This window comes from Fodinicola feengrottensis (assembly GCF_010993775.1).
Lineage (GTDB): Bacteria > Actinomycetota > Actinomycetes > Mycobacteriales > HKI-0501 > Fodinicola > Fodinicola feengrottensis.
On sequence record NZ_WOTO01000028.1, the window covers coordinates 34,259 to 56,246 of the forward strand.

A 21,988-nucleotide genomic window follows, 5' to 3' on the forward strand; every position below is an offset into this window, starting at 1 on the left:
GCTCGCCAGTGAATGGAGATCTCCGATGGACACCACGACCTCAACCGACGGCACCGTCATCGGGTACGACCGGCTCGGCGACGGGCCACCGGTCGTGCTGGTCCACCCAGCGCTCGGCCACCGCGCCTTCAATCCGGAAATGGGCCGGCTCGCCGAGCTGCTGTCCGCGACCTTCACCGTCTTCAACTACGACCGCCGCGGCCGCGGCGACAGCGGCGACAACGCCGGCCCGGTCGGCTACGACGTACAGCGCGAAATCGACGACCTGGCCGCCATGCTCACCGTCGCCGGCGGCTCGGCCGCTGTCTACGGCATGTCATCCGGCGCGGCCCTCGTCCTGGAAGCCGCCAACCGCGGCCTCCCCATCACCAAACTGGCCTTGTACGAGCCACCTTTCGTCATCGACGACTCCCGTACGCCCGTGCCGCCCGGCTACCTCGACGACATGGTCAAACTCGTGGTCGCCGGCCGGCGCGGCGAAGCCGCCGAACACTTCTTCGTCAAGGGCGTCGGCGTACCAGCCGAAGCCATCCCATATATGCGCGCCGATCCCACCTGGGCCGAGTACGAGAAAGTCGCGCCCACTTTGATCTACGACAGCGCAATCCTGGAAGGCACCATGATCGGCCACCCGCTGTCGCCCGAGCGCACCGCCGCCGCCAAGATGCCCGCGCTGATCCTCGTCGGCTCCCAGGTCGAGGACTGGGCCCATACGTCCACGAAGTGGCTCGCGGACACCCTGGAACAGGGCTCGCTGACCACCTTGGACGGCGAGTTCCACCAGGCCTCGGCTGAGTCACTCGCGGTGGCCGTCGGCGACTTCTTCACTGCGTAGGTTTCCTGGCCTTTGGTCGCAGTCAGGCCAGGCTGGTCCAGATGCTCTTGACCTCGGTGAAGTCCTCGATCGCCGCCCAACCCATCTCGCGGCCCATGCCGGACGCCTTCATTCCGCCCCAGGCGGCACCCGCGTCCAGCAGTGGCGGCATGTTGATCCAGACGGTTCCGGCTTTCACCTGGTGGGCCAGCCGGTTGGCCGTACCGATGTCGCGCGACCAGATGTAAGCGGCCAGGCCGTAATCGGTGTCGTTCGCGCGGGAAGCGAGGTCGTCGGCGTCGTCGTACGGCAGAACGGCAAGCACCGGGCCGAAGATTTCCTCGCGGGCGATGCGCATGTTCTGGGTGACGTTTCCAAAGACGGTGGGGCGGTAGAAAAAGCCGTTGGCGAGGTCGCCGTCGGCGCGGCTGCCGCCGGTGAGCAGGTCGGCGCCTTCGGAGCGGCCGATCTGGACATAGCGGTCGACCTGTTCGAGCTGCTCAAGGGACACCAGCGGGCCGAGTTGGCTGGTTTCGTCCAGGCCCGAGCCGAGCTTCATCGAGCCAGCGATCGCGGCGACCTTGCTGGCGAACTCGTCGGCGCGCTTGCGGTCGACGTAGAAGCGGGTGGCGGCGGCACAGACCTGGCCGGAGTTCAGCAGGCCGCTCATCAGGTTGCCCTCGATGGCCTCGTCGAGGTCGGCGCGTCGGCGTCGATGATGCTCGGCGCCTTGCCGCCCAACTCCAGCGACACCTTCTTGAGCGCGCGCCCAGCCTCCGAAGCGATTTCGCGACCGACCGCGGTGGAGCCGGTGAAGGAGATCTTGGCGACCTTGGGGTGTCGTACGAGCGCCTTCCCGACCTCGGGACCGCCGGTCACGATGTTGACCACTCCGGCTGGCACGCCCGCTTCGGCCAGCACCTCGGCGAGCAGCAGGGTGGTGAGCGGGGTCTGCTCGGCCGGCTTGATGACCACGGTGTTGCCGGTGGCCAGCGCCGGCGCGAGCTTCCACACCAGGATCATCAGCGGGAAGTTCCATGGCGTAATCAGCGCGCAAACGCCGAGCGGCTCGCGCCGGGTGCGGTAGTCGACGTTCGGCACGGACAGCGGCGCGGTGATGCCGGTGATCTTGGTGACCCAGCCGGCGTAGTAGCGAAAGTGCTCGACCGCGTTGGGCACCGAGAAACCGGCGCTGATCGCCAGCGGCTGGCCCTGGTCACGGGTCTCCAGCTGGGCGAATTCGGCCGTACGCGCCGCCAGCAGGTCGGCAGCCTTCAGCAGCACGTGAGCCCGCGCGGCCGGCAACATGCCCGCCCACTCGGCCGACTCGAAGGCCCTCGCGGCCGCGTCGACGGCCGCGTTCACCTCCGCCTCGGTGGCCTCCGGCAGCTCGGCCAGCACTTCGCCGGTGGCCGGATCGACACTCGCGAACGTGCCGCCGGTGGCGCCGATCCACTTGCCGTCCACGAACATCTCGGTACGCATGCGCGCCTGCTTTCGCCAGCTGGTCTCTGGTCAGCAGGCTAGAAACGAGACCGCCGTCACAGTCGCCATCGCGCGCACGGCTACCCGCCCATTCGTGCCCTATTCAGTCCGGCGCAGCAGGTGCACGGCCAGCGCGGACATCCAGACGAAGCCGATCGCGATGGTCAGCCGCTGCAGCAGCCCGCCGACCGACACGAAGGCCGGATTCTGCTGGAATCCGAGGCTGGTCAGCACAAAACAGGCCAGCGACGCGACCCCGCTGGCGATCGAGTAGACCACCCAGAAGCGCTTCCCGATCCGATAGGCCACCACGAAGCAAGCGGCCGGCAGCGCGGTGAACACCGGTGTCGAGCACAGGTCGTGGAGGACGCCGTGGACCGTACGTACGGCCGTTATCGGCGCGGTCCCGGGCGGATAGCCGCTGATCGGGTCGGTCGCGAAAAAAAGCCGGCACCGAACAGGCCCAAGCCAACCAGCGCGATCAGCATCGGGGTCCAGAATCCGCCGCCGTACGCCCGCACCGCGGACTGCAGCCCGATCGCGTACGCGATCACCAAAAGCCCGCTGACCACGAAGTTCACCGCCTGGATCCAGCCCAGCGGGCCCAGCGACAGCGAGCTGACCGGGTGCCGCCACGGGCTGTACCCGGCCCGGACCGCGCCCTCGATGAGGAACACCACGACGAACAGGAGCGGCCCGATCACGCCACAGGCCACCAACGCGCGGTTCCGGTTCATGCGCGGCAGCGTAGGCGATGTCGCGCATCTTCGCGCCCTTCAGACTGTTCGCCGGAGTGAGGCTTGACCGGAGCACGGCTCGTCGTTACGTTCCTGAGAACGTTGCCAGAGACGCATGTCACAGCCTGTCCGGTGACAGTTTCGGGGCGTACGCCTGGGAGGTGTGGATGTCGACCGACACGACGGCCGTCGCGGCCGGTTTCCGGACCGCTCGCGCCGGCTCGAGCCACCGGCCGGCCGGCGAGCCGCAAATGGTGGCGCAAACATCGTCGGGACATCGGTGCCGGCTATTTGTTCATCGCGCCGGCGATCATTGGTTTCCTTGTGCTGGTGGGATATCCGATCATCTTCAGCGGATATCACGCGTTCACCGACTGGAACGGCCTGACCGCGGCTACCTGGACCGGTTGGCACAACTTCACGTACCTCTTCACCCAGGACCCGACTTTCTGGCCGTCGCTGTGGGCGACCCTGTTGTTCACCTTGATCAGCGTGCCGGCCACCCTGATTGTCGGGCTGGGCCTCGCGATGCTGCTGAACCGCGCACTTGCCGGCGTGCGGTGGTTCCGGACGATTTTCTTCCTGCCGGTCGTGTTGCCGGCCGTCGCCGTGCTGACACTGTGGAAATATCTTTACGATCCGCAGTACGGGCTCGCCAACCAGGCACTCACCGCACTGCACCTGCCCACCAGCCTGTGGCTCGGCAGCACCCAGATGGCACTGCCCTCGATCGTCATCATCGGGCTCTGGGGCTGCGGTGCCACCATGATGATTTTCCTCGCCGGCCTGCAAACCGTGCCGGCCGAGCTGCATGAGGCGGCTCGGATCGACGGCGCGGGACCGATTCGGGCGTTCTTCACGATCACCCTGCCGATGATCACGCCGATCCTGCTGCTGCAAATCGTGTTGCAGATCAACCAGGCTTTCCAGACCTTCACCCCGATCCAACTGTTGACCAACGGCGGCCCGGAAAACACCACCAACCTGCTGATGTACAAGATCTACTTCGACGGTTTCCAGAATTTCAGCAAGTTCCCGCAGCTGGGCTATGCCACCGCCGAGGTCTGGGTGCTGTTCATCCTGGTCCTGATCGTGACCGCGCTGACCCTCCGGACCTCGTCTTTGTGGGTCTACGCCGACAACACGCAGGATTAGGAGTCGACGATGGCCACTCTCAACAATGCGGTCCTCACTCGTACGAGCGCGCGGACCGACTTGGGCGTACCCCTCGCGGTGTCCCGCGCCGCCTGGTATTTGCTGTGCCTGCTGCTCGCGGCCTTCATGCTGATGCCGTTGCTCTGGATGGTCACCATCGCCTTGAAGGGCGACAGTGACATCCTGCAGTTCCCGCCACAGTTCTTCCCCAAGGAACTGCACCTGGAGAACTTCGTCGCGGGGCCAAAACAAATCAACTTCTACCAGATGCTGGGCAACACTCTGATCGTCACCGTGCTGGCGACCATCGGCTCGGTGTTCAGCTCGATGCTGGTCGGCTACGGCCTCGCCCGAATTCCGTTTCCCGGCCGCAAGATCTGGTTCTACGTCTTCACCGCGAGCATGTTCCTGCCGCCGATCGTCGGCATCATTCCGCTGCTGCGGCTCTACGTCCTGCTGGGAGTCGACGACACCTGGATCCCCTTGATCCTGCCGGCCTGGCTGGCCAACCCGGTCTTCATCTTCCTGGCCAGGCAGTATTTCACCAATCCCGTACTCCCTCGACGAGGCCGCGAAAATCGACGGCTGCGGCTACTTCCGGACCTTCTTCACGGTGATGCTGCCGATCACCCGACCGCTGTGGATGACCATGTCGATCCTGGCCTTCCAGTCCATCTGGAACGACTACCTGAATCCGCTGATCTTCCTCACCACCGAGTCCAAGTTCGTCCTCTCGCTGGGAATGGGATCCTTCTTCGGCGGGTTCGCCGGTGTCGCCACCACCCAGTACAACTACTACATGGCAACGAACCTGCTCTACATGTTGCCGCCATTACTGCTGTTCTTCCTGGCCCAGCGCTATTTCATGCAGGGCCTGAGCGCCCTTGGCACCACGGCGTCCAGATGAGAAGCCACCTTCGACTGGTCGGTGCGCTGGCCGCTTTTGCGTTGCTGGCCAGCGGTTGCGCGGCCAGCAGCGGGACGGCGACGGACACCGTGACGTATCTGACCTGGGAAACCCCGCAGACCAACGCGGCCATCGGACGCGGCGATGGCCAGCCTACCGGCGACCGGGGTAAAGCTGGAAAGGGTGCCGTCGCCCGGATACAACTACGACCAGAAGATCGCCGCGCTCTTCCTCGCGAACAAGGCACCGGACTTCTTCTGGTGTGGCAACGACACCGCGCAGAGCCTTGGCCAGAAGGGGCTGCTTTTCGACTGGAACGCGTATCTTTCCCGTCGTACGAACGGCATGGACCCGGCCGGTTTCGTGCCGGGCGCGCTGGACTACTGGCACGGCCCGGACGGCGGCCTCTATGGGCTGCCCACGCTGGTCAACACGTACGGCTTCTATTACAACAAAAAGCTGCTCGCGAAGGCCGGCGTGCCGGTGCCTCAACCGGGCTGGACCTACGCCCAGCTTTTCGCCGCGGCCACCGCGCTGACCAAGGCCGACGGGCACACCGGCCCTGGTGTCGTGGTGGACGCGCATGACGGCGGCTGGGGATCGACTTTGTACGGGCCATTCGGGATCGCGCAGGCGTCCCTTTTTCGGCCGGCGGAAAGCCGTTCGAAAACCGACCGGTCGGCGCCGATGCGGTGCAGACTGATCAGCTTTTCACCCAGACGGTGGAGAAACTGGTGACCGCGATCAAGGCCGGCGAGATGACCGAGCCGGGCGCCGGCAGCGGTGACACCACCGCGGCCTTCAGCGGCGGGCGTACGGCGATGCTTTTCGGCGGCCAGTGGCTGGCTCCGTCCATCCAACAGTCCAAGCCAGCCTTCGGCTGGGGTTTCGCGCCGATGCCGGAAAACGGCCGGCGTGTGCAACCCTTCGATGCCGTCGGGATCTGCGCACCGAAAACGCTGCGCAACCCGGACCAGGTCTGGTCGGTCATGACGTATTTGGAGACGACCGCGCTGGCCAAGGTCCTGGCCGCCGCGCCGGTCGCACCTTCGGCTTACGCGCCGGCATCGGTCACCTATTTTTCGCCGCCATGAAGAAGGTCGGCGACGGATCGGTGGGTCCGACCGTCCAATACGAGAGCTCACCGGGCAAGGTCGGCATCCGGTTCGTCGAACCGTGGGCCACTTATGCCAACAACATCCTGAAATCCTCGTGGGATCAGATGCTCAGCGGGGAGCGCCCGGTCGGACCGACGTTGGCCACGACCGTACGGGACATCAACGGAATCATCCCCAAGAACGGCTGAGGTCCTCGGTGAAGTCCAGCCACCGCTCGATGTCGGCCGCGGTGAAATGCCGGATCGCCCAGTCCACCATTCGCAAACTCATGTGGGCCTGATAGAGCAACAATGTCTCGTCGTCCAGCGTCGCGTCGATCCGGTCGTCCACCCAGCGGGCGGCCGCCGGATCGCCGCCCACCAACGCGAATCGCAGGGTGACCAACCCGAAATGCCGGTCACCACGGCCGATGCCGTCCCAGTCCACGATCCCACTGATCGCGTTGTGCCGCACCAACACGTTTTCCGGATGGAAATCCAGGTGCACGAGGTCGTCACCACTCATCGTCGACGGTCCCTGCCGACCAACTTCGGTTATCCAGTCGAGCAAGGCCTGGCTGCGGCGGCTGTGTACGCGCAGCGACTCGTGGACGCAGAAACCCGGCCCGCTCTTGGTCAGGTAAAGCTCCGGCGCCGGCACGTCCGGGCGGTCGGCCAGCAGACCAGCGAACCGCTCGTTGAGGTCGACCATCGCGCGTACCAACGGCAGATCCGCACGATCGGGCTGGTCGCCGGGCAACCGCTCCTGCACGATCGCGACCGCGTCCGGCAGGTCGGCGATCAGCTCGTACGCCGGCACCGGAATCCCGCGCAGCCGGGCCAGCTTGAGCAGCTCGTCGGTCCGCTGCAACCGTCCCGCGGAGCCCGGCGAGGCGCAGGTCAGCACCCCCTCGCGGCCGTCCGGCCAGCGTACGTACGCGGCGCCGACCTGCCCGCCGGGTGCCGGCCCCAGCACCTCCAGCCGCACGCCGGCATCCGCCGCCAGCGCCGCCACCAACGCGCGGGCGTCCAGCCGCCGCCGAACCGGCGCGAGCGCCGGATCTCCCCAGTTCGCCATGAACTCGACGATAGACGTGCGTTAAGTCGTCTGGTCAGTCTGTGCAGTCTGTGCGGCGCCGAATGATGTGGTCCACAGGCCGGTCGCGCTGCCGTCGGCGATCCGGCTCTCGTACGCGCTCGCCAGATATTTGATCGTGTCCAGGGATTCGGACAGCGCACGGATTTGACCGATCACCCGTTCTTCGTGCTCGCGCAGGATCGCCAACCGGTTCTTTTCATTGCCAACGCCTTGTCGGACGAGTTCGGCATATCGCCGAATAGTCGGCAAGGACATGCCGGAAACCCGGAACCACGTGCAAATGGTCAGCCATTCCACATCGGACTCGTGATAAACCCGTCGGCCGTTGTGATCCCGCCGCACCGGGCCGACCAGGATCCCTTCGCGCTCATAGAAGCGCAGGGCGTGCACGCTCAGCTCGGTCCGCTCGGCCACCTGCCCAATGCTCAGTCCCGCACTCATGGACATCCATCGACAAGTCGCTCGCCACGCTGTGTGTGCGCGTTTTCCCTGCGAAGTCAAGGTCAACAAATAGGCTCGGCGATCCGCCGGGCTGCGCTGAGGCAACGCCGGCGGGAGCCCTGAGGTCATGCCGGGAGTTTAACAGCTCGCCGGATCAGCACTTGTTCTGATCGTCAGCATGACTGTTCCGTTTCACCGCGACCTGCGGATCACCGCCTACACGCTGGCTTTTGCCGGACTTCTGCTGGTAGGCGACCGCCAGCGCCGCCGCGAGTTATCCAGTGACCAAACAGAAAACGTGACCCTCCGGGTCCGCGAGCACCACCCAGTCGTCGCCGCCGGGTTGGAACTGGGGCTGGGTGGCGCCGATCGCCAGCAGTTCCTTGGTCGCCTGGGCCAGGTCGACGACGTCGATGTCCAGATGGGAATGCTGCTTTCCGGTGCCCGGCCAGCCGGGCGCCTGGTGGTCGTCCACCCGCTGGAATCCCAGCTGCACGGTGCCTGCCTTCTCCAGACAAAGCCGCGTAATCCGCGTCGCTCGCGGTGATTTTCCAGCCGGTCGCCTGCTGGTAGAAATGCGCGAGCGCGACCGGATCGGCGCAGTTGATGACGACACTGCTGATTCCTGACATGAGATAGCTCCTTCGACTGCGACAGAACCTGCGGGCATCAGGCTGCCCGCCGGTCGCGGCGATGTATTGGAGATCCTTGCGGGCACTGTCGTACTAGTGTCCTGCGCCCGCCGTTTATGGTGGATCTCATGTTGTCCGAGGTGGTGCTCGCCGAGCGGCCCGATTTCCGGGTCGCCGCGGTGAGCTGCCGAGACGACCACCGCGGCTGGTCCGCCGAGCCCGCGCGGACTGACTTTCGGGTGGTGCTGATCCGGCGCGGGCGGTTCCGCCGCCGGGTCGCCGATGCGGTGGCCGACCTCGACAGGACGACCGCCTATCTGGGTGTGCCGGACGAAGAGGAGTCCTTCGCGCATCCGGCCGGCGGCGACGACTGTACGAGCATCGAGCTCACCCGCGCGTTGTGGCCGGCCTGGGCAGCCGAACACCCGAACCCGGCCGTGTATGTCGATGCGCGCCTGGAGCTGGCCCATCGCCGGCTGCTCGCCGCTGGGCACAGCGGCGATGTCGACTACGCGCTCACCGAGCGGTTGCTCGCGCTGGTCCGCGCCACCATCGGCCAGACATTGCGCCCGATTCATGACAATCGCATGGTCACCGCGGCCCGCGAGGCGATCCTCGCCGGCCACCCAGCCGCCACCGGGCTGCTGCCGCTGGCCCACCTGCTGGCGGTCTCGCCCTACCGGCTGAGCCGCGACTTCACCGCGGTGATGGGAGTTTCCCTGACTCGGTATAGAAATCGCGTACGAGCCGGCCGCGCCCTGGACCGGCTGGAAGCCGGCGAGCGCAGCCTGGCCACTCTCGCCGCCGACCTCGGCTTCGCCGACCAGGGGCACCTGTGCCGAACCGTCCGGGAGCACTTCGGGGAATCACCCACTGCCCTTCGGGCTCTGATCACCTCATAGTGCGGCCTTTCTCGACTAGCCTGGCATGCATGGCCTTGAAAAACGCCGTTGATCCGCAGGGCCGCAGTGCTGCCGAGCTGATGATCGCCGAAGCCAAGAAGGCGCTGTGGGTGATGGTGGGGCTGCTTGCCCTGATGTGGGTGGTGCAGCTTTTCAACTCGGTCGACAGCTACCGGCTGAGCCAGGACCTCGGCATCACCTCGCGGGACATCGGCTCGCTGCCGGAAATCGTCACCGCCCCTTTCCTGCACGCGAGTTGGGCGCACATCGAGGGAAAACTCCGGACCGCTGTTCATCTTCGGCTTCCTCGCCGCGTACCGCGGAGTGAAGAAATTCCTCGGCGTCACCGCGCTGATCATCGCCGCCAGCGGGTTGGGCATCTGGCTCACCGGCCCGTCGTCCGCGATCACCGTCGGCGCCAGCGGGCTGGTTTTTGGTTATTTCGGCTATATCATGGTTCGCGGCATTTTTGACCGGCACCTGATCGATATCGTCATCGGCGCGGTAATGGCCCTGTGTTTCGCGTACCAACTCACCGCCCTGCTCCCGACCAACGAACAAATCAGCTGGCAAGGCCACCTGTTCGGATTCGCCGCCGGCATTGTCGGCGGCTGGTTCTTCCGGGAGAAGCGCCAAAAGCCGGAGCTCACGCCGCCACCGCCCGCATTCCAGAAAGACCCCGGCAGCATCTGAGGACCAGCTCCACTCATCGACGAGTTCACCCGCTGGACAGCGCTGATGTCGGTGACAGGCGGGCGGCGCGTACGGCCGGATAAAGACCAGCCAGCGCGCCGATCCCCATCGTCACCACAACGGCCGCGAGGCTGACCCAGACCGGCACAGCCACCACCCAGCCGCGCGGCAGCACATAGGCGGCCGTCGCCGCGATCCCGCAGAGCAAACCCGCGGCCCCGCCCCAGTGCGGACAGCAGCACCGACTCGACCAGAAACTGCCCGGCAATATGTGGCCGGGTGGCTCCGAGAGCTCTGCGCAGGCCGATTTCGCGGCGACGCTCCAGCGCCGAGATGACCATGGTGTTGGCCACTCCGATGCCGCCTACCAGCAGCGCGACCGCGCCGAGCCCGATCAGCAGGCCGTTGAAGGTCTGGTTCGCCGCGTTCTGGGCGGCCAACGCGTCGGACGGGCGGCTGATGTTCACCGACTCAGGGTGTTGCGGGTTGGCGGTGGCGCCGAGGACGGCCAGCACGGCTGGTACGGCGTCGTCTGCTGATCTTTCGTAGATGGTGGTGGCGTGCCCGTCGAAGCCGAGCAGCTTCTGCGCCACCGGCCATCCGACCAGCGCGGAGTTGTCCAGCTCGGGCGCCAGCGGCACCGGGTTGAGGATGCCGACCACCGAGAACCACTTGCCGCCCAGCCAAACCTGCACGCCGGGGCCAGCGGAACCGATGCCGAGCAGCTGGGCGGTGTTGTGCCCCAGTACGACCGCGGAGACGTTTTGGGTGGCCGCGTTCAGCAGGTACCGCTGGACAGCGTGCCGCCGACCGTCGACAGCAGGTTGAGTTTGGCCGCGTCCACCTCGACGCCGTTGGTCTGTACGTCCGCGATGTGATCGTTGCGGTACGCGTGCGTGTGCGGCACCATGCCGGTCGCGGTCGCGGAGGTGACCGGCGCGATGATGTGGCCGACCATCGACAGCGCGGTGTCCGGCAGCGCGGCGGTGCCGCCGGTGGCGAGGTTCTGCCCCGGTTGCACCTTCAGCAAGTTGGTGCCCAGCCGCGCGAGCCGCTGGTTCAGGTAGGCCTGGCTGGAGGTGGAGATGCCCACCACTGCGACCATCGACGCGATGCCGATGGCGATGCCCAGCGCGGACAGCACGATCCGGATCGGCCGGGCTCGCAGTCCATAAAGACCCGCACGGGCGAGGTCGGAGGGGCGGAGCCGGGATTTGCTCATCGGGAGTCCTGCGCGATCCGGCCATCCTGGATGGTGACCGTACGCGGAATGGACCGCGCGAGCGGCACGTCGTGGGTGATCAGGGCGATGGCCGTACCAGCCGCATGCAGTGTCCGCAGCAGCGCCAGCCCCCCCCCGCGCCGGACTCGCTGTCCAGGTTGCCGGTCGGCTCGTCGGCCAGCAACAACCCGGGCTCGCCGACGACCGCGCGGGCGATCGCCACTCGCTGTTGTTCGCCACCGGAGAGCTCGTGCGGCCGATGGCGTACGCGGTGGGACATCCCGACGCGCTCCAGCGCCTGTGCCGCGAGCACTCGACGCCGACGGACCGGGACCCCGGCATAGATCAACCCATCGGCGACATTCTCCAGCGCGGTGTTGCCGGCAGAGAGGAAGAAATGCTGGAAAACAAAGCCGATCCGGTACGCTCGAATAGCCGCGAGCCGCCGGTCCGGCAGCCGGGAAATGTCCTCGCCATCCACCCGTACGATCCCGGCGGTGGGCCTTTCCAGCGTGCCGGCCAAGTGCAACATGGTCGTCTTGCCGGAGCCGGCCGGACGGCCGACAATGGCCAGGAATTCGCCATTTCGTACGGTCATCGACACTCCGCGCAACGCCGGCGTTTGCGAGCCCGATCGTCCGTAAATCTTCTCCACCTCCATCAGCTCCAGCACCGGCGGGCGGTGGTCGTTCAACGCGGTCACAGTCACGTCGACGGCACCCCGACCTTCATTCCGGCTTTCACGCCGGCCCCGCTGATTTCCACCGTGTCCTGCGAAAACAGCCCGGTCTTGACAGCAACGGTCTTCGTACTCGCGCCATCCACCACCTGGACGCCATAGCCGCCTTCGGACAGCGCCAAGAGCGCGATCACCGGGACCGTCAACACGTTGTCCTTATGGGCGGTCACAACATGGACCGTGACGGGCGCGCCATCGACTCCGGTGACTTTGTCGGCATTCTGCAAGGAAACTGTCATTGTCAGGTTCGCCGACGACGACGAGTTCCCGTCCGAGGTGCTCGGCGGCGGCGCGCTGGTGACCGCGGCGATAGTGCCTCCGGTACTGCTGTGGTCCGGCAGTTCGACGGTGACTGAGGCACCGACCTGCGCATATTGCTGGTCAGAGGCGTCGATCGACGCGGTCACGACCCGGCCACCGGACGTGTACGAGAGGACCGGCTGGCCGGGCGCGATGGCGTCACCGAGCACGTGGTGCAGCTGCGAAACCTGGACCGGCCCGGCCGCTACCGCGAAATCGGCCGCGTCGATGCTCCCAGTGACCGGGACGCCGGCGTCCTTCTGCCAGTTCTTGATGGCCTGCGCGGTCTTGTCGGTGAACTTGTCGTCGACGGTGAACCCGCCATAGCCGAGATTGGACAGGTTGTTTTCGACCTCCGCCACATCCGCGCCGGTGTCGCCGGAATGCACCGGCCGATAAAGCGGAACCGTTCCGTAGAACAGAAAAACCGGCTTCGCGTCGACCGAATAAAGCGCGCCACCGCGCACCACCTTGGCACCGGCCGCGGGCAGCGAGGTGAGCGTGCCGGCGGAGTGCGCGGCGAGGTCGTCGACGGGCGAGCCGTGCGCCAGCTTGCCCGTGGTGTCCAGCGTTTCGGTGACATCCCCGACTTTCACCGTCGCGGTCGCCGGCGGCAGGCCGGTGGACTGGGGTGGGCCGCTCTTGGCCGCGGTGAGTACGCCCGTGCCGGCGACCAGGGCGACGACGACCACCGCCCCCACCCCGCCGGCCAGCACGGCCGTATGGGATCGCACGTTCATCAGCGACCGCCGCTGTCGCTGCCGAAGATGGACTGACAGGCCTTCTGCGCCGCCTGGTATGTGCCTTTGTCCACGTTTGACGGCTCCGGGATGGCACCCTGCGGGTTCGGGTCGGGCATGTTCTTCACCCCGTGGTCGCGCATGCACGCCACCCATTTGCGGGCTTTGGCCAGGTCGGCGGCGGTCGCTGGTTTGCCCACGTTGCCCTGCGGCGCGTACTGCTGACATGCCTGCAAGGCGGCCTGCATCTTGCCAGGGTCCTGGCCAGCGGGCAGTCGCGGCAACCCGCCGGAGTCGCCCTTGGGGTCATCGATCTTGATGCCGTGGCTGCGCAGGCACTGGGTGAACTTCACCGCCTGCGCGTGCGGATCCGCCGCGCTGGGCGACGCGGCCGGAGCCGACGAGCCGTTCGCCGACGCCACCTGCGGCACGCTCGTACCAGCGCCGCACGCGCTGGTCATCGCCACCGCGGCCAGCGAGGCGGCGAGCAACCAATGACGGTGTTTCATTTCGGCCTCCGAAGGTGCTGGGACTTTCTCCAGGCACAGTCAAGAGATCGGTAGTTAAGGACAGCGTAAGGAATTCTCCTTATCCCCCGCTTATACACACATCACCACAATGAGCGGGAACAGCGGGAGGGAAAATGCGCGTACTGGTCGTCGAGGACGAACAGCTGCTGGCCGACGCGATCGCCGAGGGCCTGCGGCAGCAGGCGATCGCCGCCGACGTGGCGTACGACGGCGACGACGGCATGGACCGGTTGGCGGTCAACGAGTACGACTGGTCGTGCTCGACCGGGACCTGCCCACGCTCTCCGGCGATGAAGTCTGCCGGCGGATTGTGCTGTCCGGGGGCCATTCTCGGGTGCTGATGCTGACCGCGTCGACCACAGTGGACGATCGAGTCGGCGGACTTTCGTTGGGCGCGGACGACTATCTGGGCAAGCCATTCGCCTTCGTCGAGCTGGTGGCCCGGATCCGGGCGCTGGCCCGGCGATCCCGGCCGTTGGCGCCACCGGTGCTGGAAAAGGCCGGGCTGTGGCTGGACCCGAACCGCCGCGAGGTGCTCCGGAACAACCGGCCGATTTACCTGTCCCTCAAGGAGTTCGCCGTGCTGGAAGAACTCATGCGAGCCGATGGCGCGGTGGTCTCGGCGGAATGTCTCTTGGAGCGGGTATGGGACGAGAACATCGATCCGTTCACCAACGTCGTACGGGTGACGGTGATGACGTTGCGTCGCAAGCTCGGCCAGCCCCCACTCATCACCACGGTCCGTGGCGCCGGATACGAGCTGTCGTAACGAAACAGCCGACCGTACGGGTGCGGTTGACGCTCTGGTACGGCGCGATGGTGATGGTCGCCGGCCTCTGTCTGGTCAGCATCACGTACGTCCTGTTCGCGAACGCCTTGCACAACAACATCACCGCCACGACCGATCGTATTTATCCCCGCTCCACGGCGAAAATCGTTCAGGATCTCGGGGTGGCCGCCACCCCGCGCTTTTCCGACGCGCAGGCGGCCAAGCGGGAAGAGGCGGCTATTGAGTTGGCGGACGAGTTCAACCGCCGCCAACTGGCGGCCGAAACGGCCGCCAAACAGTCGTTGCTGACCGAGAGTGCGATCGCGCTCGGGCTGGTGGCGATGCTGGCGCTGGCCGGCGGATGGCTGCTGGCCGGGCGGGCACTGCGGCCGCTGCACCACATCACCGCGACGGCTCGTACGGTCGCGGACTCCACCTTGCACGAGCGGATCGGTTGGGGGCCGGACGACGAGCTGAAGGAGCTGGCCGACACCTTCGACGCGATGCTGGCCCGGCTGGACCGCGCTTTTTCGCACCAACGCAGGTTTGTCGCGGACGCATCGCATGAACTGCGAACGCCGCTCGCGGTCAACCGTACGCTGCTGGAGGTGGCGATGAACCGGCCGAACGCCTCCGCCGACCTGCGCGAACTCGGCGGCAAGCTACTGATCGCCACCACCCGGCATGAACAGTTGCTGGACGGGCTACTGACGTTGGCCCGCAGCGACCAGGGGCTGGCTACCCGTACACCGGTCGACCTCGCCGACATCGCTTGGCACGCAACGGAATCCGCCGCGGACACCGTACGCACCTCGCTGGGTCCGGCGGCGGTCAACGGGGACCGGTGTGCTGCTGGAGCGGGTAGCCCACAATCTCGTACAGAACGCGCTCACGTACAACCAACCAGACGGCTGGGTCGCGGTGGAAACCTTTCAGTACCAAGAAAGCGCGGTGCTGACCGTCAGCAATTCCGGTCCCGCGTACCAGCCGACCTGACCGAGGCCATCTTCGAGCCTTTTCGCCGGCTCGGCCCGCGGACGGCCAGCACCGGCCGCTTCGGACTTGGCCTCGCGATAGTCCGGTCCGTCGCGGTCGCACACGGCGGCACCGCGACCGCCTTCCCGCGCGAAGGCGGCGGCCTGACGGTCCGAGTGGTCCTTCCCACCTCATCCTCTCGCGATCGACGGTAGACTCCAGCGGATCCCCAAAGACGAAGTTCTTCGCGAACTCGACGTTTTCACTGCCGACACGCCGATAGACACTGCGAGAACGTCAAGTTCGCGGTGTTTGCGCCGGGGAGGGATCCGCTAACTACTCCGGTAGCATTCCCGGTGCGCCGAGCGCCATACGGCACGTCCGTCTCACTCACCGTCTGGCACCCCGCACTAAGTTGTTGATCATGGGAGTGTCCCGCACTTGACACGAAGTCGAGAAAGTGCGGGAATTTCCATGATCAACAACAACAATCATTCTTTGTCTTTTCCCACAAGGGCCATTCCTATCCACAGAAACAAAATTGGCGTCCCAACTGTCGGTGGCAGCCGGTAAAATCGGGTCATGAGCAGAAAACGAAGGCGACCGGAATTCACCGACCCCAACAAACAACCGTGGCGGACCTTGCCACCCAGCTGGGTTCCTTTGCAGATGCTGGAGGAACTCGACCGGTACGGCCGAGCCGACGCGGACACGGCACTGGCCGCGGTCGAGACACTCGACAAAGTCATCTCCTACACGCAGGCGATGCAGATGCGGTTCATGGACCGCTTCACCAACGCCCGCCCCGCCGTAGGTGCACCGTTCTCCAAGTACGCGGCCGGTGAAATCGCCGCATCGCTCACGTGGAGCGTGTCCGCGGCTCAGAAGCGGTTGAATTTGGCGTACCAACTGGTTCACGAACTCCCCGGCACCATGGCGGGAATGTCTCACGGTCACCTTGACCTGCGTAAAGCATTCACGTTCGCGGACCAGGTCAGCCACCTCTCACCCGAAGACGCACAGAAAGTCGAAGAAAAGGTCCTACCCGGCGCCGATTCCAAGACGCCTCGATCGATCAGGGACAGGGCCCGCCGGGAGGTCATCAAAATCGACCCAGCCGCTGCCGAAACCCGCCGCAAGAAACTCGTCTCCGAACGACGGGTGGAAAAGCAGCCCTGCGAAGACGGGATGGCTCTACTGGGCGCGTTCCTGCCCGCCGAATCAGCCGAAGCGATCTACCGCATCATCGACACCATCGCCCGCAGCCTCAAAACCAAAGACGAGTCCCGCACCATGGACGCGCTCCGCGCCGACGCTCTTACCGACCTTTGTCTGGGCGTGCCCAGCAACGTACGCACCAAAATCGAACTCCGCGTAGACGCCACCACGCTGATGGGTCTGGACGACAATCCCGCGATCCTGAGTGGATACGGCCCGATGACCGCGCAACGCGCCCGCGAACTCGCCGGCGACGAAAACAGCGACTGGTACCGCATCCTCACCGACCCAGTCAGTGGTGTGGTCATCGACCACGGCCGTACGCGCTACCGCCCCACCAAGGCACTACGGGACCTGGTGAACGCACGCGACCAACGATGCTGCGGACCCGCCTGCAACCGGCCGGCGGCGACCTGCGAGTTCGACCACACCACCCCCTTCCGTGACCCGGAAGGGAAAACCGCGTACGACAGTGCCGGACCAGCATGCAAATTCCACAACGACATCAAAGAACACGGCTGGACCGTCACCCAACCAACACCAGGCCGATTCCTCTGGACCAGCCCCACCGGACGCACCTACGACGTCACACCCAACGACGAATACCCACCACCACCGTTCTGAGGACCAGTGTTGCGAGCCTGTGCCGGACATTCCAGTTCATGTTGATCCATCTTCGAGTTGGTGGTCCATCGCTTTCCTTTACATGTCGAGAACAACGTCAGTACGCGGACGGGCGCAGCACAGCAGGACGGTGCCAGGCGTCGGATTTTCCAGCGGTGCTGGCGAATAGTTGACTTCTCCGGACAGCAACGGCGTCTCGCACGTACGACAGACTCCAGAACGGCACGCCCAACGCGCGGGGACATCGCACGATTCGGCGAATTCGAGAATGCTTCCTTCGGTGAAGGCCGCCGAAATACCACTGCGAGCGAAAGTGATCTCCGGTCCTCGCCCAAGCTTTCCGGCCGGTTGGTGGGGCTGTTTGGTGTTCTTGTCCCTGATTCCGGGAGTGATCGGCGCGAGTGTGCCGAAAGTTTCGCTGTAGACACGATCAAGTCCGGCCGCCCGCAGGCCTTCGGCCATGTCGGTCATAAACCCTGTCGGTCCGCACACGTACGCGACGGCATCGGCTGGAAGCTTCAGTTCGGCCAGCCGGGCCGCCGAAAGTCGGCTCTCGGCGCTGTAATACGTACGGGCATGAACGTGCGGCAGCGAGGCGAGCAGGTCCTGCGTCTCGCCGGCGAAGGCTTGCTCCTGCGGCCGCCGGATGGTGTGCAGCCACCAGATCTCGCGCTCGGACCGCTGGGCGGCGAGCCGGTGCAGCATCGCCAGCACCGGCGTGATGCCGACGCCGGCGGAGACCAGCACGACCGGCCGGTTGTCCTCCCCCAGCACGAAATCTCCGCGTGGCGCGGCGACCTCGAGGGTGTCCCCGGCTCGTACGGTCACATGGATGTAGCCGCTGACCTGGCCATGGGGCTCGTGTTTGACACTAATCCGGTATGCGTCCGTGGACGACACCGAATAGCTGCGGACCGCGCCATGCGGGCCGACTGGCACGCGTACGGACAAATACTGGCCTGGCCGCGCCGGCGGTAGCCGCTCGCCATCGGGATCGGCGAGGTGGATCGAGGAAATCGTGGCGCTTTCTCGTACGACCTGGGTCACCCGCAGTTTCCGGAACCCGGTCCACCCTGGACCCGGAGTCTCGTCAGGGTCCAGCAGTTGCCGCAGCGATTCCTGCCAGCCGTGGCTCAGCGCCGAGATGTCGACGGCCCGCGGAGCGTTTCGCGGTCCTTGTCCGGCAAATACAGCAGGGCGTCGACGGCGGCGACACTCACACTTCCCACCCCGGCATAAGTCCGGACGATATCGTCGCCGGCCCGTACGAGCCCCTCTTTGACCACCCGCATATAGAAACCGGGCCGGTGATGGGAAACCAGCAGCGCCGCCAGCCGCGGTTCGCCGATCCGCAGCCCGGCTCGATAGCAGGTCACCCGCGGCTGGCTGACCTCGAATTCGGCGGCCCCGATCCGATAGCGATCGCCAATGCAGACCTCGTTGTCAGCGAGGCCCTGCACAGTGAGATTTTCGGCGAAGAAGCCAGGGACCAAATCATCCCGGTGGAAATAGTCGCGCCAGTAGTCATAAGACTCGGCTTGGTAGACGAGCACGGCCCGGTTGGGACCGCCGTGACCAACGGTGTCGCCCTGACCGTCGCCGTCAACTCCCAGCCGGTGCGCCATCGCGGCCCCGTCGACCGGATCTTTCCAGGCACCGGTGTAAACGGTGGAGCCGTTCCAGGAAATATCGCGGGGCATGCCGACATTCAAGGACAGCACGGTCGACACTATCCGACCTCCTCGATATCAAGACCACCGTCGATGCCACGCGGTGTCAGCTTCCCATCGCAAAGCCTGGTCGTCCAGCAGCACGGTGACGTCGTCAGACAAGTGCTTCGCCGCCGTCGACGGCGAGCGTGACACCGGTCAGGAAAGTGTTGGTGAGAGCGAAAATCGCGGCGCTGGCGATGTCTTCTTCGGTGCCGATCCGACGGGCCGGGTTGCGCATGCTCATGTCCTTGAAAAGCTCGGCTTTGGCGGTCTCGCCGAGGCCGTCCCAAGCGCCGGTGTCGATCACCCCAGGGGAGAGGGCGTTAACCCGGATAGGCGCGAGTTCCAATGAGAGCGAGCGGGTAAGCGTGTCCGCGGCACCGTTGGTGATGGCTACCGCCATCGTGCCGATCGCGATTTTGAAAGCCGCCACACCGGAAAACACAACAGGAACGAACCGCCTTCGTTGATCCGCGGCCGCAAATACTTGGCCAGCATCAGCGGGCCGATCACCTTGGTGTCGAAAGACGCCTGGACCGACTCACGGCTCAGATCCTCCAACCGGCCGCGGGCCCGGGCCGACGCGGTGGACACGACATGGTCGATGGTGCCGAGCCGCTCCCCCAGCGCGATGATCGCGTCGTCGTCGGTGACGTCGACGGTTTCCGTCGTGATGCCCGACTCCTGGGCGTACGCGGCCTTCAGAGCCTCCTGGTTACGTCCGGCCACCACCACCTCGGCGCCGGCGTCACGGGCCGCCAGCGCGATAGCGCGGGCGATGCCGCTGCCTCGGCCGATGACCAACACCCGGCTGCCCTGCAGCGACTTCGCCACGGCTAACTCCTTAGTGCTCTTTGGCTGGTTAGGTGACCCGAGTAGACACCCCATCATTCTAACTTGTCAAGATAGTTATAACGGTTAGGATGATGGCATGGCACACACTGGCGAAGAGCAGTTGCTGCTCGATCTCCTGAACAGCACTCCAGTGGCCGAGCACGGTCCCGTCGACCTGCTGGCGGCCGACGACCAAGCGGGGGACTGGGCTCGTACGCGCGGCGGCACCGGCTCAACGGCTGAGGCGAGCCACCTGCGCCGGGTCCGCGACCAGTTGCAGGCTGTCGTACGCGGAAAGGAGCCGGTGACCACGCTGGCGCCGGCACTGCGGGGTGTACGCATGCGGCCCGACCTCACCGATGCGGGCATCGACTGGCGACTCGATGTGCCAGCCGACCGCCGGCTCGCCACCGAGGCGTTGCTGGCCTGGGGTCGCGTACGGGAGCAGTTGCCGGGACGCCTGCGGGCCTGCGCCAACGGTGAATGCCAGTTGTTCCTGCTCGACCACAGCCGGCCGAACACGGCCCGCTGGTGCTCGATGAAGGTCTGCGGGAACCGACTGAAGGCTCGCCGGCACTATCAGCGCAGCCAGCTGCCCAACTGACGCGAAAAGTCTGCCCGTTTAGGTAGGGGATGCCGGGATCGCCGCCGCCAACAGTTACAGTGAGTTGATGAGTAACACGGGGACGCGACCACGACGAGCCGTCGCGATGGCCGCGACCCTGTGCGCCCTGGCCGTCGCCACCACGGCCTGTGGATCGGCCGGCCCGCCCACTGTGCCGGTGAGCGACACCACCAGCCCATCCGCTTCTGCGAGTCCGTCGACCTCACCCAGCCCGGCTGGTACGCCCAATCAGCCGCTCTCGGTCCGGCCTCCAATCGCCGCCCGCCCGCTGCCCGCCAGCCGCCCGGTGATCGTGCTCGATCCGGGCCACACCCCGTCCGTCAAGGCGATCGATCCGGCCAGCGGCCTGGACGTCTCCGGCTACGAAAACGAGCCGGAGATGCAGGACGTGTTCGCGGTGGCGCTGCTGGTCAAGGCCAAGCTGGAGGCCGCTGGCTACCAGGTCATTATGACCAAGCCGCACCTGCGCGACCGACCGGGTCAACCAGGCGCAGCGGTCGGCGGTGGCCAACAACGCCCACGCGGCCCTCGCGCTGAGCATTCACGACCAGGCCGGGCCGAAGGGCGGGATTGCCTTCAACCAAGGAAACAACACCGTCTACTACCAGAAAGTCGGGACCTACCGGGCGACCCGAAGCGGCAAACGCGTCTATTTCACTGACCGTACGATCGCAGACATCAGCGCCCGGTACGGTCAGGTTTTCCAGCAACAGCGTGCCCGTGCCGAAGGCCACTCGGTCGCGGTCCGCGGCGACGTCGGCTACGACCTCGGCGACCGCGACCTCGCGCCCGGCAACATCTGGATCGTCCAGCTGCTGTCCAGGGTTCCGTGGATCTACAACGAAGCCGGCGGGAACAGCGCCGGTATTTCCGGCCTCAACGCCGCCGACAAGCAGCGCTACGCCAACGGATTGGTCGCTGCCGTCGAAATCTGCGTCCCCACCCACCGCTAGCCCTATCTGAGCGGCGCGTTCCACCCCTCGTCGCGCGCAGGATCTTGCAGTAGAGATCGCGCAGCGCAGTGCCGGGTTCGACCCCGAGATCCCGGACCAGCCGACGCCGAGTCTCCCCATACGCGTCCACGGCCTCGGCCTGCCGACCGCACCGCCACAGCGCGTACATCAAGTGGGCGGTGAACCTCTCACGTGCCGGATAACCGGCCCGGAGCAGCCGAATCTCCGGAACGATCGCGGCCGGATCGCCATACCGCAGGTCCAGTTCGATGCGGTCTTCCAGCGCGACCAACCGGTATTCGGTCAGATATTCACGACGTACGGCCAATGCTGGACCAGGCAACGACCCGAACGGCACACCCCGCCAATAAGACAGCCCGGAAGCCAAAAGTCGCCGAGCCAGCTGCTCGTCGCCGGCCCGCCGGGCCTGGTGCCCCTCGGCGATCCGCCGCTCGAAACGCTCGGTATCCAGTAAATCCCACGAAACCCGCAGCTGGTAGCCACCTCGGGCTCGCTCGATGGCGGTCAGCGCGACACACGTCCGGTCCGAGGCACTGCCGGAGCCGATAGACGTACGTCGGCACCACCCGGGTCCCGCTGTTCGGCGGATCATCGCCCCACACCGCATGCAGCAGGGTGTCAGCCGTCAGGGTTTCGTTGGGTCGGCTGAGGAAAACTCCCAGCAACGCCTGCTGGCGGACCGGTCCGAGGTCGAGCGACAGTCCATCCCTGGTGACCTCCAGCGGTCCAAGTGCCCTGAATTCCAGTTGGTTCGCAGCCATGTCG

27 protein-coding genes and 5 pseudogenes are annotated in these 21,988 nt (G+C 65.9%); 13 read left to right on the forward strand and 19 right to left on the reverse strand.

What is annotated here, in order from left to right:
- Positions 1-25: 25 nt before the first annotated feature.
- Positions 26-835: an alpha/beta fold hydrolase gene (locus GNX96_RS24635; protein ID WP_163569903.1), complete on the forward strand. Its 810-nt coding sequence runs from the start codon at positions 26-28 to the stop codon at positions 833-835.
- A gap of 22 nt (positions 836-857) precedes the next feature.
- On the opposite strand, the gene GNX96_RS54875 is transcribed toward GNX96_RS24635, so the two are convergent.
- From GNX96_RS54875 to GNX96_RS54890, 4 genes are all read right to left on the reverse strand, one after another.
- Positions 858-1,484, reverse strand: a complete 627-nt coding sequence (locus GNX96_RS54875; protein WP_279581377.1) for an aldehyde dehydrogenase family protein — start codon at positions 1,482-1,484, stop codon at positions 858-860.
- On the reverse strand, positions 1,484-2,299 hold the full coding sequence (locus GNX96_RS54880; protein WP_279581378.1) for an aldehyde dehydrogenase family protein: 816 nt from the start codon (positions 2,297-2,299) through the stop codon (positions 1,484-1,486). Before GNX96_RS54880 ends, GNX96_RS54875 begins: the two co-directional genes overlap by 1 nt.
- A gap of 99 nt (positions 2,300-2,398) precedes the next feature.
- Positions 2,399-2,800, reverse strand: coding sequence for a DUF998 domain-containing protein (locus GNX96_RS54885; protein WP_279581414.1), 402 nt, complete (start codon positions 2,798-2,800; stop codon positions 2,399-2,401).
- The gene (locus tag GNX96_RS54890) at positions 2,692-3,036 is read right to left on the reverse strand and encodes a DUF998 domain-containing protein (protein WP_279581379.1); all 345 of its coding nucleotides are present in this window, start codon (positions 3,034-3,036) and stop codon (positions 2,692-2,694) included. The genes GNX96_RS54885 and GNX96_RS54890 overlap by 109 nt, the downstream gene beginning before the upstream one ends.
- A 132-nt stretch (positions 3,037-3,168) precedes the next feature.
- Between GNX96_RS54890 and GNX96_RS24650 the strand changes: the two genes are divergently transcribed.
- Entirely contained in the window at positions 3,169-4,191 is a 1,023-nt protein-coding gene (locus GNX96_RS24650; protein ID WP_279581380.1) for a carbohydrate ABC transporter permease, read from the forward strand.
- Here GNX96_RS24650 and GNX96_RS54895 read toward each other — a convergent pair.
- Positions 4,188-4,373: a hypothetical protein gene (locus GNX96_RS54895; RefSeq protein ID WP_279581381.1), complete on the reverse strand. Its 186-nt coding sequence runs from the start codon at positions 4,371-4,373 to the stop codon at positions 4,188-4,190. The genes GNX96_RS24650 and GNX96_RS54895 overlap by 4 nt on opposite strands.
- 365 nt (positions 4,374-4,738) lie before the next feature.
- Between GNX96_RS54895 and GNX96_RS54900 the strand changes: the two genes are divergently transcribed.
- The 4 genes from GNX96_RS54900 to GNX96_RS24670 all read left to right on the forward strand — a co-directional run bounded on the left by GNX96_RS54900 (position 4,739) and on the right by GNX96_RS24670 (position 6,404).
- Positions 4,739-5,098, forward strand: a complete 360-nt coding sequence (locus tag GNX96_RS54900; RefSeq protein ID WP_279581415.1) for an ABC transporter permease subunit — start codon at positions 4,739-4,741, stop codon at positions 5,096-5,098.
- A 144-nt stretch (positions 5,099-5,242) separates the two neighbouring features.
- A complete protein-coding gene (locus GNX96_RS24660) occupies positions 5,243-5,836 on the forward strand; it encodes an ABC transporter substrate-binding protein (RefSeq protein WP_163569904.1) in 594 nt (197 codons plus the stop codon).
- Entirely contained in the window at positions 5,791-6,192 is a 402-nt protein-coding gene (locus GNX96_RS24665) for an extracellular solute-binding protein (RefSeq protein ID WP_279581382.1), read from the forward strand. Before GNX96_RS24660 ends, GNX96_RS24665 begins: the two co-directional genes overlap by 46 nt.
- Positions 6,189-6,404 carry a hypothetical protein gene (locus GNX96_RS24670; RefSeq protein ID WP_163569906.1) on the forward strand — a complete coding sequence of 72 codons (216 nt, stop codon included), beginning with the start codon at positions 6,189-6,191 and terminating at the stop codon, positions 6,402-6,404. Before GNX96_RS24665 ends, GNX96_RS24670 begins: the two co-directional genes overlap by 4 nt.
- Here the strand turns inward: GNX96_RS24670 and GNX96_RS24675 are convergent.
- From GNX96_RS24675 to GNX96_RS64720, 3 genes and pseudogenes are all read right to left on the reverse strand, one after another.
- Positions 6,385-7,272 carry a phosphotransferase gene (locus GNX96_RS24675; protein ID WP_163569907.1) on the reverse strand — a complete coding sequence of 296 codons (888 nt, stop codon included), beginning with the start codon at positions 7,270-7,272 and terminating at the stop codon, positions 6,385-6,387. The two genes, GNX96_RS24670 and GNX96_RS24675, sit on opposite strands and share 20 nt — an antisense overlap.
- Before the next feature lie 21 nt (positions 7,273-7,293).
- Positions 7,294-7,734 (reverse strand): MerR family transcriptional regulator, encoded by a 441-nt coding sequence (locus tag GNX96_RS24680; RefSeq protein WP_163569908.1) that lies wholly within the window; start codon positions 7,732-7,734, stop codon positions 7,294-7,296.
- 274 nt (positions 7,735-8,008) lie between these two features.
- Positions 8,009-8,366, reverse strand: a pseudogene (locus tag GNX96_RS64720) (VOC family protein).
- A gap of 128 nt (positions 8,367-8,494) precedes the next feature.
- Here GNX96_RS64720 and GNX96_RS24690 point away from each other — a divergent pair.
- Both GNX96_RS24690 and GNX96_RS64725 read left to right on the forward strand, forming a co-directional pair.
- A complete protein-coding gene (locus GNX96_RS24690; RefSeq protein WP_163569909.1) occupies positions 8,495-9,268 on the forward strand; it encodes a helix-turn-helix transcriptional regulator in 774 nt (257 codons plus the stop codon).
- 324 nt (positions 9,269-9,592) lie between these two features.
- Positions 9,593-9,961: a rhomboid family intramembrane serine protease gene (locus GNX96_RS64725; protein ID WP_390624131.1), complete on the forward strand. Its 369-nt coding sequence runs from the start codon at positions 9,593-9,595 to the stop codon at positions 9,959-9,961.
- 233 nt (positions 9,962-10,194) lie between these two features.
- Here the strand turns inward: GNX96_RS64725 and GNX96_RS64730 are convergent.
- The 5 genes and pseudogenes from GNX96_RS64730 to GNX96_RS24715 form a co-directional block, all read right to left on the reverse strand.
- A pseudogene (locus GNX96_RS64730) lies at positions 10,195-10,656 on the reverse strand (ABC transporter permease); the annotation flags it as partial.
- An 83-nt stretch (positions 10,657-10,739) separates the two neighbouring features.
- Positions 10,740-11,183 (reverse strand): ABC transporter permease, encoded by a 444-nt coding sequence (locus GNX96_RS54915; RefSeq protein ID WP_279581386.1) that lies wholly within the window; start codon positions 11,181-11,183, stop codon positions 10,740-10,742.
- 79 nt (positions 11,184-11,262) lie between these two features.
- On the reverse strand, positions 11,263-11,886 hold the full coding sequence (locus tag GNX96_RS24705; protein ID WP_279581387.1) for an ABC transporter ATP-binding protein: 624 nt from the start codon (positions 11,884-11,886) through the stop codon (positions 11,263-11,265).
- 2 nt (positions 11,887-11,888) lie between these two features.
- Positions 11,889-12,962, reverse strand: a complete 1,074-nt coding sequence (locus GNX96_RS24710; RefSeq protein ID WP_163569910.1) for a peptidoglycan-binding protein — start codon at positions 12,960-12,962, stop codon at positions 11,889-11,891.
- A complete protein-coding gene (locus tag GNX96_RS24715) occupies positions 12,962-13,471 on the reverse strand; it encodes a hypothetical protein (RefSeq protein WP_163569911.1) in 510 nt (169 codons plus the stop codon). Before GNX96_RS24715 ends, GNX96_RS24710 begins: the two co-directional genes overlap by 1 nt.
- A 134-nt stretch (positions 13,472-13,605) precedes the next feature.
- On the opposite strand from GNX96_RS24715, the pseudogene GNX96_RS24720 reads away from it, so the two are divergent.
- From GNX96_RS24720 to GNX96_RS24730, 3 genes and pseudogenes are all read left to right on the forward strand, one after another.
- Positions 13,606-14,261: pseudogene (locus tag GNX96_RS24720) on the forward strand (response regulator transcription factor).
- Between the two features lie 20 nt (positions 14,262-14,281).
- A complete protein-coding gene (locus GNX96_RS24725; protein ID WP_279581388.1) occupies positions 14,282-15,451 on the forward strand; it encodes a sensor histidine kinase in 1,170 nt (389 codons plus the stop codon).
- A gap of 367 nt (positions 15,452-15,818) precedes the next feature.
- Entirely contained in the window at positions 15,819-17,078 is a 1,260-nt protein-coding gene (locus tag GNX96_RS24730; RefSeq protein WP_163569912.1) for a DUF222 domain-containing protein, read from the forward strand.
- A gap of 78 nt (positions 17,079-17,156) precedes the next feature.
- Here GNX96_RS24730 and GNX96_RS24735 read toward each other — a convergent pair.
- The 3 genes and pseudogenes from GNX96_RS24735 to GNX96_RS54925 all read right to left on the reverse strand — a co-directional run bounded on the left by GNX96_RS24735 (position 17,157) and on the right by GNX96_RS54925 (position 19,624).
- Positions 17,157-18,808 (reverse strand): annotated as a pseudogene (locus GNX96_RS24735) (MOSC domain-containing protein).
- A gap of 94 nt (positions 18,809-18,902) precedes the next feature.
- Positions 18,903-19,193 (reverse strand): SDR family oxidoreductase, encoded by a 291-nt coding sequence (locus GNX96_RS54920; protein WP_279581389.1) that lies wholly within the window; start codon positions 19,191-19,193, stop codon positions 18,903-18,905.
- Positions 19,184-19,624 (reverse strand): SDR family oxidoreductase, encoded by a 441-nt coding sequence (locus GNX96_RS54925; protein ID WP_279581390.1) that lies wholly within the window; start codon positions 19,622-19,624, stop codon positions 19,184-19,186. The genes GNX96_RS54920 and GNX96_RS54925 overlap by 10 nt, the downstream gene beginning before the upstream one ends.
- 97 nt (positions 19,625-19,721) lie before the next feature.
- Here GNX96_RS54925 and GNX96_RS24745 point away from each other — a divergent pair, with 97 nt between their 5' ends.
- Positions 19,722-20,228, forward strand: a complete 507-nt coding sequence (locus GNX96_RS24745) for a CGNR zinc finger domain-containing protein (protein ID WP_163569913.1) — start codon at positions 19,722-19,724, stop codon at positions 20,226-20,228.
- A 223-nt stretch (positions 20,229-20,451) separates the two neighbouring features.
- Here the strand turns inward: GNX96_RS24745 and GNX96_RS54930 are convergent, their stop codons facing one another.
- Positions 20,452-20,760, reverse strand: coding sequence for a hypothetical protein (locus GNX96_RS54930; RefSeq protein ID WP_279581391.1), 309 nt, complete (start codon positions 20,758-20,760; stop codon positions 20,452-20,454).
- Between GNX96_RS54930 and GNX96_RS54935 the strand changes: the two genes are divergently transcribed.
- Positions 20,753-21,202: a hypothetical protein gene (locus GNX96_RS54935; RefSeq protein ID WP_279581392.1), complete on the forward strand. Its 450-nt coding sequence runs from the start codon at positions 20,753-20,755 to the stop codon at positions 21,200-21,202. The two genes, GNX96_RS54930 and GNX96_RS54935, sit on opposite strands and share 8 nt — an antisense overlap.
- On the opposite strand, the gene GNX96_RS24755 is transcribed toward GNX96_RS54935, so the two are convergent.
- On the reverse strand, positions 21,126-21,830 hold the full coding sequence (locus GNX96_RS24755) for an AfsR/SARP family transcriptional regulator (RefSeq protein ID WP_390624132.1): 705 nt from the start codon (positions 21,828-21,830) through the stop codon (positions 21,126-21,128). The two genes, GNX96_RS54935 and GNX96_RS24755, sit on opposite strands and share 77 nt — an antisense overlap.
- Positions 21,802-21,984, reverse strand: a pseudogene (locus tag GNX96_RS64735) (AfsR/SARP family transcriptional regulator); the annotation flags it as partial. The pseudogene GNX96_RS64735 and the gene GNX96_RS24755, both read right to left, overlap by 29 nt.
- Positions 21,985-21,988 lie beyond the last annotated feature (4 nt).

Coding starts and splice junctions, on each gene's coding strand:
- GNX96_RS24635 (WP_163569903.1), top strand. CDS start 26: ATGGACACCACGACCTCAACCGACGGCACCGTCATCGGGTACGACCGG.
- GNX96_RS54875 (WP_279581377.1), bottom strand. CDS start 1,484: ATGAGCGGCCTGCTGAACTCCGGCCAGGTCTGTGCCGCCGCCACCCGC.
- GNX96_RS54880 (WP_279581378.1), bottom strand. CDS start 2,299: ATGCGTACCGAGATGTTCGTGGACGGCAAGTGGATCGGCGCCACCGGC.
- GNX96_RS54890 (WP_279581379.1), bottom strand. CDS start 3,036: ATGAACCGGAACCGCGCGTTGGTGGCCTGTGGCGTGATCGGGCCGCTC.
- GNX96_RS54895 (WP_279581381.1), bottom strand. CDS start 4,373: ATGTCACTGTCGCCCTTCAAGGCGATGGTGACCATCCAGAGCAACGGC.
- GNX96_RS24660 (WP_163569904.1), top strand. CDS start 5,243: ATGGCCAGCCTACCGGCGACCGGGGTAAAGCTGGAAAGGGTGCCGTCG.
- GNX96_RS24670 (WP_163569906.1), top strand. CDS start 6,189: ATGAAGAAGGTCGGCGACGGATCGGTGGGTCCGACCGTCCAATACGAG.
- GNX96_RS24675 (WP_163569907.1), bottom strand. CDS start 7,272: ATGGCGAACTGGGGAGATCCGGCGCTCGCGCCGGTTCGGCGGCGGCTG.
- GNX96_RS24680 (WP_163569908.1), bottom strand. CDS start 7,734: ATGAGTGCGGGACTGAGCATTGGGCAGGTGGCCGAGCGGACCGAGCTG.
- GNX96_RS24690 (WP_163569909.1), top strand. CDS start 8,495: ATGTTGTCCGAGGTGGTGCTCGCCGAGCGGCCCGATTTCCGGGTCGCC.
- GNX96_RS54915 (WP_279581386.1), bottom strand. CDS start 11,183: ATGAGCAAATCCCGGCTCCGCCCCTCCGACCTCGCCCGTGCGGGTCTT.
- GNX96_RS24710 (WP_163569910.1), bottom strand. CDS start 12,962: ATGAACGTGCGATCCCATACGGCCGTGCTGGCCGGCGGGGTGGGGGCG.
- GNX96_RS24715 (WP_163569911.1), bottom strand. CDS start 13,471: ATGAAACACCGTCATTGGTTGCTCGCCGCCTCGCTGGCCGCGGTGGCG.
- GNX96_RS24730 (WP_163569912.1), top strand. CDS start 15,819: ATGAGCAGAAAACGAAGGCGACCGGAATTCACCGACCCCAACAAACAA.
- GNX96_RS54920 (WP_279581389.1), bottom strand. CDS start 19,193: ATGGCGGTAGCCATCACCAACGGTGCCGCGGACACGCTTACCCGCTCG.
- GNX96_RS24745 (WP_163569913.1), top strand. CDS start 19,722: ATGGCACACACTGGCGAAGAGCAGTTGCTGCTCGATCTCCTGAACAGC.
- GNX96_RS24755 (WP_390624132.1), bottom strand. CDS start 21,830: ATGCGGTGTGGGGCGATGATCCGCCGAACAGCGGGACCCGGGTGGTGC.